Genomic DNA, 12,037 nt, shown 5'->3' on the forward strand with positions numbered 1-12,037 from the left:
GATGGAAGGTTCCATAGCCAACCGCGCCCGGCGTCCGCGCGCCAAGCAGATGGAAGCTGGGACACTTGAAACCAATCTGCGCTTGATGCGGCCGCCACGCGAGCCAACGCAATCGTCACCCTTCCACCAGCTCGTCATCATCCTGACGACGCGAAAATGGTTCTTGCTTGCCATGGCCCTTCTGGGCGGCATCCTGGCCGGACTGGCAGGCTTCACCCGCCCGGTGCTGTTCGAGGCAACGACGCAGGTCATTATCGACGCCCCGAGCAGCAGTGCTTCGGGTGGCGTGGCATCCGCCCAGGACTCGCTGGAATCGAACATCGATGATCATCTGACGATGCTCTCCTCGCAAGGCCACCTGCGTCGGGTCCTGGCAGCACTGCGCAAAGCCCAACCAGTCGACGGTAACGGAAAGAGCGTCGTCAATGCCGTCCCGCCCGCGGCTGGCTCGTTCCTCATCGACCTCCTGAACAGGGCCTGGAGACAGGATAAGACAGTGGCGGAAAATCCGGACGCAGCGGACGCGCCCGAGCTGAAGGCGCTACGCAAGGGAATGAGGGTCGGACAAGAGCTGCGATCGCGCGTCATCACCATCGGGTTCACCGATCCAAGTCCGGCGCGTGCGGCACTTGTCGCGAACACGTTCGCCCAAGTCTACATTCAAGATCTGGTACAAAAAAGCCGAGCATCGGATCAAGTTCATCTGGATTCGATAGTCGCCAGCCTTCCGCAAGTACAAAGGGATCTTGTCGAAGCGACAGATCGGCTCGAGACATACCGGCTCACGCATGGCGCCGTCGATCAGACTGCGGCCAACAACGCAGCCAGTGAGACAGCGGAACTCGGCCGGCAGATATTCCTATCGAAAGCCAGTCTTTCCGCGTCGGAAGCGCGCCTTCGCCGTATTGAGGACCTGCGCAAGGCGGGCGCCCCGGTCACGGCCATCGCTGAAGAAATCGGGTCGCCCGTGTTGACGGACCTGGTGACACGCCAGTCGGGTGCCGCCGCCGACGGCGATCTGCGCAACGCGATCGCCCGCGAAATGGAGCAAAGCGTTGCCCGAATCGCTGCCGAGGCAAATGTCTACCGGTCCCAGGCTACGGCTCTTGAAAGTCGCAAAGCGATGCTCGACGCGGCCGTGGCCGACACGGCGAGCCAACTTTCGGGGCTGCGTTCCCTTGAGCCTCGGGTAGCCATCGTGACGCAGCATTACAACGAACTCCTGAGCCGGCAGCAGGACTTGACACGTCGCATCGCCGCTCCTTCCCCAGGCGTAGCGGTCCTTTCGACTGCCTGGCCGCCGTCGACCCCCATGACATTGTCGCCAATTTTCCTGATTCCCCCCGGCATGGTCGTCTTTGGTCTCATGGGGGCGGTCATTGTCCTGGTCCGCAACGGTTTCAACCAAACCTTGCGCAGTGAAGCCGAAGCCGAAGCCGAGCTTGGGGTCCCGTGCGTAGGACTGCTTCCCAGGGTTGCGGGACTTAACGCCAGAAAGCTACGGCATCTGGTTCTGAGCCAGCAGAACTTGCCGTTCAGCCGCGCCGTGACTTCGCTGCTCGTCACTGCGGCGCCAACTCAGGGGAAGGGGCAGCCGCCGCATATCATTCTCGTGACGTCCAGCATCCAGGACGATGCCAAGACCGAGTTGGCATGGAGCCTGGCGCTGGCGGCAACGCGGCTGGGAGGAAGAGTGCTTTTCCTCGATCTCGATCGCAAGGATGTACGGCTCACGAACGGGTTTCGTGGTGAATTCAGCACCGACAAGGCCCGGAACTCCTTCGGCGACTATGTGAATGAACGTTGCGTGCTGAAGGATGCAATCACGAGGATGCCGGAAATCGGTATCGACCTCATGGCCGCTCCAGCACCTTCCGATGATCTCCTGACGCTTCTGTCCACCGTCGACAAATGCCAGTTCACCGAGGAGCTGCGTTCGGCCTACGACGTGGTCATCATGAACGGTCCCCTGGGCCTCGGGGGGCCTGAAACCAGGCTGCTTAAGCGCTGGGCCGATTCGGTGCTTTTTGCCGTTCGCTGGGCAAGGACGAGGCGCAGCATTGCCCGTGGTGCTCTGGATGCAATAGGGGCCGGCGGATCCGCCACCGTTCCAGTAGGGAGTGTGCTCACCCGGGTGAACCTGAAGAGGCTAGCCGGCTCCAGGCTCGGAGACAACGCCGATCTTCTGTTGGAGAGGGTTTGAAGATGCGTCTGCGATCTTCAACAGAATCTCCAGGGAGCGATCGCGCCCCTAAATCGAGCCAGCTACACGATGATCATTGAATTTTTCGGACCTCCAGGATCCGGCAAAACAACCTTCGCACATGCGCTTGCGCAGCAGCTGCGCGGGAAAGGCTATCACGCCAAGGTCGCCCTCAGCTACAAGCCAAGCACCAGGGCCGCCAAATATGATCTCGGAATCTTTCTGTTCATATCACGGATCGTATCGGCGATATTTTCAACAGCCAGAATATTGCTTTTTTCGGCAGGGCGAGCCGATGATATTTCCAATTCCTTTGCAATGGTGAGGATGATACCGCCAAAAAACCGAATATGGCGTGCGCGAATCTGGCGATACATCCTGCACCTTTCGCGTTGCTGGAAGTCTGCGGAGCAATCGCCCGAAATTACGATTTTCGATCAAGGATATGTTCAAGCGATTGGTTCGCTTGCGATGTTCAATGGGAGCACCAACCCCAGAACGCTGGAAAAGGCGCTCAGCCTCGCACCGGCGGCCGATCTCACCGTCAGGCTCTTGGTGCCAGCTGCGGTCGTGGAAAGTCGCCTTCGTAGGCGGATGGAGCTTGAGCCGCCGGCGGAACGGATTTTCGAGGCCGACTTGAACATGAACATGCGCTCGTTCGCCGTTTTTGAAGCGATGCATGACCTCCTGACAACATCTGGCCGGGAAATCATCTCCGTCGAATACACCGATGGTCCATCGACCTTTAAAAGTATTTGTCGGATTGAGAGACAAATACTTTCTGCATTGTCGCGCTTCGATAGGGCGGTCGGCGAAAAGCAAATTGAGTTGCCATCTCATCGCGCAGACGTAACAACTGGTTCAGCAACCACACCGCCGCGCAACAAGGACATGGGATCGCGGCTCGCTTGGGCAAGCATCTTCGCCTTGTTGATCTATATTGGTGGCGCTGGTTTGACCAGTCTTGCCCAGTTGGCAATTGCACGCCTTATCGGACCTCACAACTACGGCATCTATTCCTACGTTCAGGCTTGGACGTCAGTGCTCGCCTATCTGGCAACGCTTGGCTTTAATGTATCATTGTTGCGTTTCCTCCCGGCCTATAGGGCCAGTGGCAGGCTTGATCTGGCCCGCGGGGTGATAAGATTTGCGCTGCAGAGATCGCTGATAGCGGCAACCTTGTTCGGGATGATCGGCGCTGCGTCAGTCCTGTTCCTTTCAGATCCAACGGAAAGAGGGCTTGAGACAAGCATCGTGCTCGGCATGATGGCTGTGCCCTTGGTTACCGCCTATGCTCTCGGAGCCACGCTTGTGCGTGCTTTCGGCGGCGTTGTCTCGGCGTTGTTGCCGGAGCGCATCATGCGAGACGGGCTCCTGCTCGTGTTGGTAGCCCTCCTGGCATTGTCGGGATTTCGAACAGTGGATGCGCCCTCGGTGACGCTGGCGGTGCTTGTGAGTTCCGCTTTCACAGCGGCCCTGGTGTTCATCATCGCGAGGAGGTTTGAACCACCCGGCCTGGGACACGCCAAGCCAAGTTATGCATCGAGGGAATGGTGGCTTGCCGTCCCCCCGCTCATGCTCATCACCGGGCTCGATGTTTTCGTCAGTCGGGCAGGAGTCCTGGTTTTGGGCTGGACAAGCCATATTGCTGAAGCGGGTATTTTCGCGCTGGCCTTGAATGTCGCGATGCTCGTGGGCCTGTCCCGTATCGCCGTGGCAACCATGTTTTCGCCAACAGCAGCCGATCTCTACGTCAGAGGCGATCGCAGAGGCCTACAACAGCTGTTCGCGCGCGCAACCCTGCTTTCTGCTGGCGGTGCCATCCTGGTGGCCGTCCCGATGATGGTGATCGTCGAGCCGTTCTTGAGCTATTTCGGTGAGGGTTATAGCGCGGGAGCGCCGATCGCACGGGTTCTGATTTTGGGATATGTCTTTGTCGCGCTGTGCGGGCCCCAACAGAATCTCCTGACCATGACTGGAAATGAATGGGCTGCGGCAACGACGATGATAGCGGGTGCTGTGGCCAATATCATTGCCTGTGCAGCCGGAGTTGCGGTGTACGGCCTGCTTGGCGCTGCGGTGGGTGTCGCACTTGCACTGAGCATCTGGAGCATTGCCATGGCCGTCTATATCCGCAAGCGACTGAAAATCATGCCAGGCTTGGTTTTTGCCTTGCTGTCGATCAGGCCGAGCGCGGTCGATGCCCGTCAATGGCATTGGTTCTTGAGGGCGAGCAAATGAGAGCACTGTTTTGGCTACGGTGATTGCCGTCGTTCGGGCAGGAAGTCACGAAGCCCGGATCGCACAAAGGCCATAGGGCTGCACAGACGCTTCGGCGTATCTCTGTTCCGGACACCCGCGCGGGCAGCCGATACTTCGCGGGCTGTGTCCGTCATTTGAAGGATGCATCAGTTTCGGAGGCGCCCCAGGGTGTGCTCACAATCTGCGGAGCATCCATGGAACAAGCCCGAATGGCGAGCGCCTCGGCGCCTGCAGTGCGCCGTCGCTCGGAGAGATCGACGCCTGTCGAGCGCAGCCAACGCGAAACCCTCACCCAAGTTCAGGTCCTGCGCGCCCTCGCGGCTAGTTCGGTCGCGCTGCGACACGCCCAGCATGATGCGGCCACCCTGGAATTACAGGCCGGCCGCACCTTTCAGAGCTGGAATCCGATACCATGGAGCGCTGGAGTCGATATTTTCTTCGTGATTTCCGGCCTTATAATGGTGCATACGTCGCGACAGCTGTTCGCAAAGCCCGGGGGCGCGCGTCTCTTCATTTCCCGCCGGATCGCGCGAATTGTCCCGCTATATTGGGCGCTCACCTCGCTCTACATTGCGGTAGCGGTGGCCGCCCCAAATTTTCTCAACCAGAGCTACGTCGATTTCAGGTTTGTAGTCGAATCCTATTTATTCGTTCCGGCCAGTCGCCCTGACGGCGTCGTTCAGCCGGTCTACGAGTTGGGTTGGACGCTCAATTATGAGATGCTGTTTTACGTGTTGTTCACGGCGACGATCGTGCTGCCCATGCGGTGGGCAGTTACGGTCCTGCTCACGATCCTGGTTGGGATGGTGCTCTCGGGCGCTCTTGCGGCTCCTTTGCCAGAGCCCTGGGGTTTCTGGACCAATCCGATCATCCTCGAATTTGCTTTCGGCGCGATGATCGGGGTCATTTGCGCCTCGGGCCTGCGGCCTTCCGGCCCAATCAGGGCCTGTGTCGCCGCAACGGGACTGGGTGCCCTGATGCTTGCGGCGGCGTTTCCCGATATCTCGGCCGGCCTTGGTCGCCCTGTCGTGTATGGCATTCCGGCGTCTCTAATAGTTTGGAGTGCTGCCCTGGCACCGCCGGGTAAACTGAGGCATGACAGCCTGGCGGCGAGGTGGGCCGCTGGCGTTGGCGATGCGTCATACGCTCTTTACCTCATGCATCCATTCGTGATCCGCGCCATTCGCATAATTTTCTGGCGTACAGGCTTGATCTTTGTGCTCGGCCCGTGGGCTTTCATCGGTTCGGCCTTGGCGATAACCCTGGGCGTGGCATTTATCACCCACCGTCTGTTCGAGAAGCCGCTCACCCGCTATGCGCGGCGCCTTTTGGGGGTCGGGCACGGCACAGGACGGCAGCTTGGGTCCCTTCCAGTGCCGGCGTATCCCAAGACAGATTGAAGGCGAGCCGCGACCCTGCCACACCTGGGAAACGGCGGCGTTGTGCTCACTATGCCGTTGCCGGAAGGCCAGCTGGTCGCACCTGTCCGACAGGGCGTGCATGGAATTCCCTATACCATTCCACGAAACGTTGCACGCCGTCCTCCAGTGTTGTCGCCGGTGCGAAGCCAACGGCGCGGCGCAGGTCCCTGACATCGGCGCGGGTTTCCAGGACGTCACCTGGCGGTAAAGGTACGTTGACGCGAACGGCGCGGCGACCAAGGGCCGTCTCGATGAGCGCGATCAGATGGTTGATTTCTTCCGGCCGATCATTGCCGATATTGTAGAGCCTATATGGCGCCGAACTGGTGGCAGGATCGGCAGCGCGACCGTCCCAACCGGGATCCTGACACGGTGGTTTGGCGAGCACGCGAACAACCCCCTCTACGATGTCGTCGATATAGGTGAAATCCCGCCATACGCGCCCGGCATTGGCGATTTCGATCGTTCGGCCCTCGGCGATGGCATGGGTGAACGTGTATACTGCCATGTCGGGCCTGCCCCAGGGACCATAGACGGTGAAGAAGCGCAATCCGGTTACGGGCAAGCCGAACAGATGGCTGTAGGAATGCGCCATGCATTCGTTGGCGGCCTTGGTGGCGGCGTAGAAGCTCACCGGATGATTGGCACCATGATGTTCGGAGAAGGGTATGCGTCGATTGGCGCCGTATACGGAGCTCGACGAGGCATAAACGAGATGGCTGACGCCGGCGTGTCGGCAGCCCTCCAGAACGTTGAGAAATGCGACAATGTTTGACTCCACATAGGCATGCGGGTCGACGAGCGAATGACGCACCCCGGCCTGGGCGGCCAGATGCACAAAGTGCGATGGCTGGAATTCGCAGAACAGCGCTTTCACCAGCGACCGGTCCGCCAGGTCGAAGCGCATCGGCGTGAACCTCGGCTCGGCGCAGAGCCGTGTAAATCGCGCCTCCTTCAGCTTCAGGTCGTAGTAAGGCGTGAAGTTGTCGACGCCGATGACCTCGGCGCCGAGCCGCAAAAGGCGTGACGCAACATGAAATCCGATGAACCCAGCGGCGCCCGTGACGATGATCGGCCCCGTGTGCGTAAGGTTCGACGCAGCACCATCCTGCAGCGCGTGAACGATATCCGCCAGCTTGTTGACCTTCGAATCTGCTTCGGCCATGGCAAGTCACTCCCGTTTCCAGGTTCCGCGTTCTGCGCTATCTCGGCAGCGCCTTGAACGATCGGAAATGGCGCCGCCGGCCTTGTGATCTACGCGACAGCGCGCTCAATGCGGGCCGCCGCTGTCTGAATCAAAGCGGATGCAGACAGCAGTCGATTTCTCATGGCAAAACCGAAATGCGCCCCAAAAGAGCCACTAGTTCCGCCTGACGCCTCGTGTCGGTCTTGGCGAACAGTGAGGCAAGCTGAGAGCGGATAGTCGTGCGACTGAGATGCCAACTGCGGGCGATCTCCAGGGGCGCGTCGCCATGGGCGAGGCGTAGCGCCAACTGCGTTTCCGCGCTGGTCAAACCGAACATCCTTTGCAACGTGCGAGGGTTGGCCGCCGATTTGTTATCCCGGTCCAGCAATGCGACGACGGTTGTCCCGTCCGGTGTAACGACGCCCGTCTCGTTCATGGTCACCGGCCTGTCGCCTCTGCTGTGGATCACTACCCATGAGAGTGAGCCCGGCTGGAGGTGGACCGGAACATTCGCGACCAGCCGCCTCAACCCGGCGGCAAGCTCGACGGCTGTATCAGTTGCTTCGCCCTGGCGTGCGAGGGTGTCCCGAGCGGCAGCGTTCCATTCTATTACTTTCTTGTCTCGGTCCAGGACGAGATAGCCGCAACCCATACGATCAAGCATGCCGGTGATGGATTCCAGGCTGCGTCGTCGAGATCCGCCGACCCTTGCGTCCGGTCGGTCCACAAGGCTTATCGGCCGTTCGTGGCGGGTATCGTTCAACACAATGTATTGCCTGCCTGCGAGCGTATCGTTTCGCGTTTCAATCAGTGTCATCGCTTCCACCCAACCCATTGCTACTGACGCAAATCAAATCGGTTGAAGTTGCTGCTTCAACTTGAATTTCCACATACTGCGAGAAATCTGCGAATGGTTTTTCCGCAGCGTCTCTTGGATATACCTTTCTGAAGAGCGCTCCTGACACATGATTTTATTCGCCGGCAAAGTCATGGCAATCGGGCATTGGGATTAGGTGCCACCCCTTCGGCCTAGTCTCGACGGACTAGACCGAAAGTTGTAGTCTTTGCGTATGGGTTCGGACCTGCGCTGGCTCAAATCGAATGTGTCGAGCACTACGTTGGCTCATCTAGCTTCGCTGTTGGTGTTTGCAGCATCGATAGCATTCGAGGCGATAAGTACGGTATATGGCGGCCAGCCGTTGCCGCTTGTTGCGTTTATCCCCATAACCGTTGTCATCGTGTATCTTGAGGGCCGTTTTGTTGCCATCGCAGCAACGCTTCTGATGGCGGTCGCCGGCTTGTGGATGCGACACCTGCTGGACGGTCACCTCACTGGTGGAGACTGGACCGGGGCCGTCTTCCTCCTGGGTTCGGGTAGCCTGATCGCAGCTGTGTTCCACCGCCTGCGACAAGATCTGCACGGTGCGCTCAGGGTGGCAGAAGCGAGGCTCGCTGCCATCGACGCTGCCGCCTTGGGCTTTGCTAATACCAATCGCCATGGCGAACTGCTGCAGTCGAACAGACGGCTTTTGGAGATGACCGGCTACGCGCACAAGGAACTTGCCCAACTCGAGTTGCAGGAACTCATTGTCCCCGACGATCGAGGTACTGTGCGGAAACTTTTGGAAGATTTGGGCAATGGGACCGCGTCTGCGACGGATATCCGCGTTTTGCGCAAGGATGGCACGGCATTCTGGGCTCACCTGGCCCTGTCTTCGTCGCGGCCGGACGAGGCGCCAAATGAGAGCGTATTCGTGGTGGTTGACGATATTTCCGAGCGACAAGCGGCACGCGAGGCCCTTCGGGCTCAGAAGGAATGGCTTGATCTCGCCGTGTCTGCCGGGCGCCTGGGAACATGGCAAATAAACATTGACGATGGGACAGTCGCCGGCTCGAGCAAGTTCTGGGACATTCTTGGTCTGCCTCCGGCCCCAGTCCGCCGCTTGGAAGAACTCTCGGCTGTAATCCATCCCGTCGACTGGCCGAAGCTGTCCGCCTCGGCAAAGCCTTCATCGGCATTGAACTATGACGTCGAGATCCGTGTCCGGCAAGTGGATGGTCACACACGCTGGATTGCTTTGCGTGGACGGCAGGAAGAGCACGGCGACCGCAAAATGCGCATCGGGGTGGCGGCGGATCTGACCGAACGTCGACAAACAACTTTGCTTCGCGCCGCCGTAAAGAGACGCGAGCGCATAATGCGCGAAGAGCGCCATCGGTTCAGCAATGTGTTTCCAGTGATCAGAGCTCTGGTCAACATGATCGATATTCCCGACAATGACGTTGCCAAATACAAGGAGATGTTGATCGATTGGATTCGAACGCTGGAGGCGACCCATCGCATCCTTTCTCGTCACGCCAACCTGTCAGGGATGCTCCATGAGCTCGTGGACCGGGAATTGCAGCCCTTCAAGGAGACACGCGACATAACGATCAGTGGCCCTTCCCTCACTGTGCCAAGCGGCGCCGCCGAGGGCTTGGCGATGATCCTTCACGAGTTGACGACAAACTCGGTGAAACATGGTGCGCTGGGTGACCCGAATGGCAAGGTCGAAGTTAAGTGGCGATTTGCATCCGAGGACGAAGGTGACGACCTCGTGTTCGATTGGGTGGAATCGGGCCGACGGAAGAGTTCAAAAGTCGTACGCCGCGGGTTCGGGTCACTGATAATCGGTGTGGACAGCACGCCGCTTGTCGGTCATTCCCCGAATATGGAAATAACCGAAGATGGCCTTCGATATTCGCTGCGTGTATCGCGCAAAGAAATTGAGGAATTTGGATTGCAATAGAGCCCCTCCAAGTCGAAGCCGAATTGGCCAATTAACGGATGGTGTGGGCCCTTTGCTGCGATTTCCTGCAAGCAAACTCGGGCCGGTTCGAGGGGCATACGTCAACTCGCCTGTCTTGTAAGCCAGCTTTGGAGCAACACAGCTGCTTCGGTACGGTTTCTAACCCCAAGCTCACGCAGCACGGCTGCGGCATGGATTTTCGTTGTCGCCTCGGCAATGTCCAGATTGCGGGCAATCTCCTTATTCGAGTACCCCTCTGCCATCAGCTTGAGGACGTCCTTCTGTCTAGATGTCAGCCTAGCGACGTCGCCCGAGCCCTCGTGCCGTCGGCTGGCATTTTGTACCGGAGGTGGGGGGGCATGCGATCTCTGGTCGGCAGACGTTCGAGATAGGAGAGATGGCACATAGATCCGGCCAGCGAGGATTTCGTTTACAGCCAGCACGACTTCTTCGTCGCTCTGCGATTTGACGATATACCCGTGAAGTCCGATCGAAAGCGCGGTCAGTATCTCCGAGCGGGAATCATCCCCGGAAACGATCGCAAAGCGAGTGTCAGGATAGGCAGCCATAAAGTCGCTGAGCACTTCCTGATGGAACAGCCCAGGCATGTTCAGATCGAGGATCGCAAGATCGATGGACGCCTGCTCCTCTAGAAGATTGACCGCGGCATCGAAACACGAAGCTTCGAATATTTCGGCGCTTGGAATTCCAGCCATGAGTGCCAGCCGGAGACCACGCCGATATAAGCCGTGATCGTCGGCAATGACGATCCGAGCCATGCAACTACCCCAACGCGTTACTCGGTTCCCGACGAGAAAACCCGCTGGAACCTCCCATTCGCCTATGATCGACAATCCGTGGTGGTCCTAAAATGGCGGCCATCCACTGGTCAACGCATCACAGTGATGTCCGCAGCGTCCCATCCACGCACATCCAGAACGTCTAATATAATACTAAATTGCGAAGCTCATCCATAGATTTTTAACCCGGGCGTGCGGTGCCTGTCCGCAAAACGATGCCGGTTCCCCATTTGTGGGTCCAAAGCCAGCTGTTCAGGACCATTTCTGTTATGTCGCCACCCGCTGTCGCTGGACCTGTAGCCCGGCCCGGCCCGGGCGGATCGCAGCTTTTTTGAAAGCAACTGCTTTCGTTTTATCGCCGTCATGATCAGTGCCCAATCGCGCTTCTATCGGCTGTTGATCTCGTGGCCATCTAATACCTTGAACGTTTTGAATCCCTACCATTCGAATGCACGACGACAGCCGCCCCGGCTGTCACATACCTTTTCACATATGATGTTCGGATTGCCGCCGAGGTTTGGCCGGATTTGAGGGTATGCCCTGGCCGGACAATGGAACACCGATCCCGAACAAAGCCAACTGCAGATCAGGAGGATCGAATGAAAGCGGTGATTCAATGTGGTGGGATGGGTACGCGCCTTCGACCGTTTACATCGGTCCTGCCGAAACCATTAATGCCGATAGGGGCCCGGCCTGTTCTTGAGTTGCTTTTGAAGTGGCTGCGGCGCAACGGCATTGAAGACGTGTATATTACGACAGGGTATCTAGGGCATTTGATCCGTAGCGTCTGCGGCGACGGATCGCAATGGAACTTGAAGATCAAATATACCCAGGAAATGGAGCCACTCGGCACCGTCGGACCTCTCTCTCTGATTAGGGATGAACTGAACGAAACATTTGTCGTTCTGAACGGCGATGTCCTCACAGATCTAAGCCTGAGCCGGTTTGTAACCGCGCACCGCTTGCATAGGGATCCCGTTACGATTGCCACGGCGTGCCGTCATATCAAGATGGACTTCGGGGTCATCGACGAGATCGACAATACCGTCCAGCTCTTCCGGGAAAAGCCGACGCTTTCCCATCTCGTCAGCATGGGGATTTACTGCATGAACCCAGATGTCCTGCGGTTCATTCCGTCCGGGATCCCATTTGGGTTCGATGACCTGATGCTGCAGATGATGCAGGGCGGCACGACCGTGCATGTTTACAAGCATGACGGTCTTTGGCTCGACATCGGTCGTGTCGATGACTTCCAGAATGCACAGGCAATTGCCTGGGAAGATCAGTCGTCCTCAATCGAGGTCGCGGCTGCCGCCGCAGCCGCATGAAAGTCTGATGCAGAGGTCTAGCCACTAACAAGGCTTTCAGGAGGTCAA

Annotated in this window: 8 protein-coding genes; 5 read left to right on the forward strand and 3 right to left on the reverse strand. The window is 58.4% G+C overall.

Features of this window, described 5'->3' with window-relative positions:
• Position 1: 1 nt before the first annotated feature.
• From NKI10_RS01540 to NKI10_RS01550, 3 genes are all read left to right on the forward strand, one after another.
• Positions 2–2,203, forward strand: a complete 2,202-nt coding sequence (locus tag NKI10_RS01540) for a GumC family protein (RefSeq protein WP_023733255.1) — start codon at positions 2–4, stop codon at positions 2,201–2,203.
• A gap of 69 nt (positions 2,204–2,272) precedes the next feature.
• Positions 2,273–4,444 carry a polysaccharide biosynthesis C-terminal domain-containing protein gene (locus NKI10_RS01545; protein ID WP_352858160.1) on the forward strand — a complete coding sequence of 724 codons (2,172 nt, stop codon included), beginning with the start codon at positions 2,273–2,275 and terminating at the stop codon, positions 4,442–4,444.
• Positions 4,445–4,659: 215 nt separating this feature from the next.
• The gene (locus tag NKI10_RS01550) at positions 4,660–5,865 is read left to right on the forward strand and encodes an acyltransferase family protein (protein WP_352741505.1); all 1,206 of its coding nucleotides are present in this window, start codon (positions 4,660–4,662) and stop codon (positions 5,863–5,865) included.
• A 49-nt stretch (positions 5,866–5,914) separates the two neighbouring features.
• Here NKI10_RS01550 and NKI10_RS01555 read toward each other — a convergent pair whose 3' ends face one another.
• Positions 5,915–7,051 (reverse strand): NAD-dependent epimerase/dehydratase family protein, encoded by a 1,137-nt coding sequence (locus tag NKI10_RS01555; protein ID WP_081725364.1) that lies wholly within the window; start codon positions 7,049–7,051, stop codon positions 5,915–5,917.
• A gap of 160 nt (positions 7,052–7,211) precedes the next feature.
• Positions 7,212–7,889, reverse strand: a complete 678-nt coding sequence (locus NKI10_RS01560) for a helix-turn-helix transcriptional regulator (RefSeq protein WP_023706589.1) — start codon at positions 7,887–7,889, stop codon at positions 7,212–7,214.
• 253 nt (positions 7,890–8,142) lie between these two features.
• Here NKI10_RS01560 and NKI10_RS01565 point away from each other — a divergent pair, with 253 nt between their 5' ends.
• On the forward strand, positions 8,143–9,861 hold the full coding sequence (locus NKI10_RS01565) for a sensor histidine kinase (protein ID WP_352858164.1): 1,719 nt from the start codon (positions 8,143–8,145) through the stop codon (positions 9,859–9,861).
• 101 nt (positions 9,862–9,962) lie between these two features.
• Here the strand turns inward: NKI10_RS01565 and NKI10_RS01570 are convergent, their stop codons facing one another.
• Positions 9,963–10,640, reverse strand: coding sequence for a LuxR C-terminal-related transcriptional regulator (locus NKI10_RS01570; protein WP_023681040.1), 678 nt, complete (start codon positions 10,638–10,640; stop codon positions 9,963–9,965).
• Positions 10,641–11,260: 620 nt separating this feature from the next.
• Between NKI10_RS01570 and NKI10_RS01575 the strand changes: the two genes are divergently transcribed.
• Entirely contained in the window at positions 11,261–11,989 is a 729-nt protein-coding gene (locus tag NKI10_RS01575) for a nucleotidyltransferase family protein (RefSeq protein ID WP_352536730.1), read from the forward strand.
• Positions 11,990–12,037: the final 48 nt, after the last annotated feature.

Source organism: Mesorhizobium sp. M0802 (assembly GCF_040320115.1).
Taxonomy (GTDB): domain Bacteria; phylum Pseudomonadota; class Alphaproteobacteria; order Rhizobiales; family Rhizobiaceae; genus Mesorhizobium.

Bases quoted from the DNA above. Each gene is read 5' to 3' on its own strand.
- NKI10_RS01575 (WP_352536730.1), top strand. From the start codon at position 11,261: ATGAAAGCGGTGATTCAATGTGGTGGGATGGGTACGCGCCTTCGACCG.
- NKI10_RS01550 (WP_352741505.1), top strand. From the start codon at position 4,660: ATGGAACAAGCCCGAATGGCGAGCGCCTCGGCGCCTGCAGTGCGCCGT.
- NKI10_RS01555 (WP_081725364.1), bottom strand. From the start codon at position 7,051: ATGGCCGAAGCAGATTCGAAGGTCAACAAGCTGGCGGATATCGTTCAC.
- NKI10_RS01565 (WP_352858164.1), top strand. From the start codon at position 8,143: ATGGGTTCGGACCTGCGCTGGCTCAAATCGAATGTGTCGAGCACTACG.
- NKI10_RS01560 (WP_023706589.1), bottom strand. From the start codon at position 7,889: ATGACACTGATTGAAACGCGAAACGATACGCTCGCAGGCAGGCAATAC.
- NKI10_RS01540 (WP_023733255.1), top strand. From the start codon at position 2: ATGGAAGGTTCCATAGCCAACCGCGCCCGGCGTCCGCGCGCCAAGCAG.
- NKI10_RS01570 (WP_023681040.1), bottom strand. From the start codon at position 10,640: ATGGCTCGGATCGTCATTGCCGACGATCACGGCTTATATCGGCGTGGT.
- NKI10_RS01545 (WP_352858160.1), top strand. From the start codon at position 2,273: ATGATCATTGAATTTTTCGGACCTCCAGGATCCGGCAAAACAACCTTC.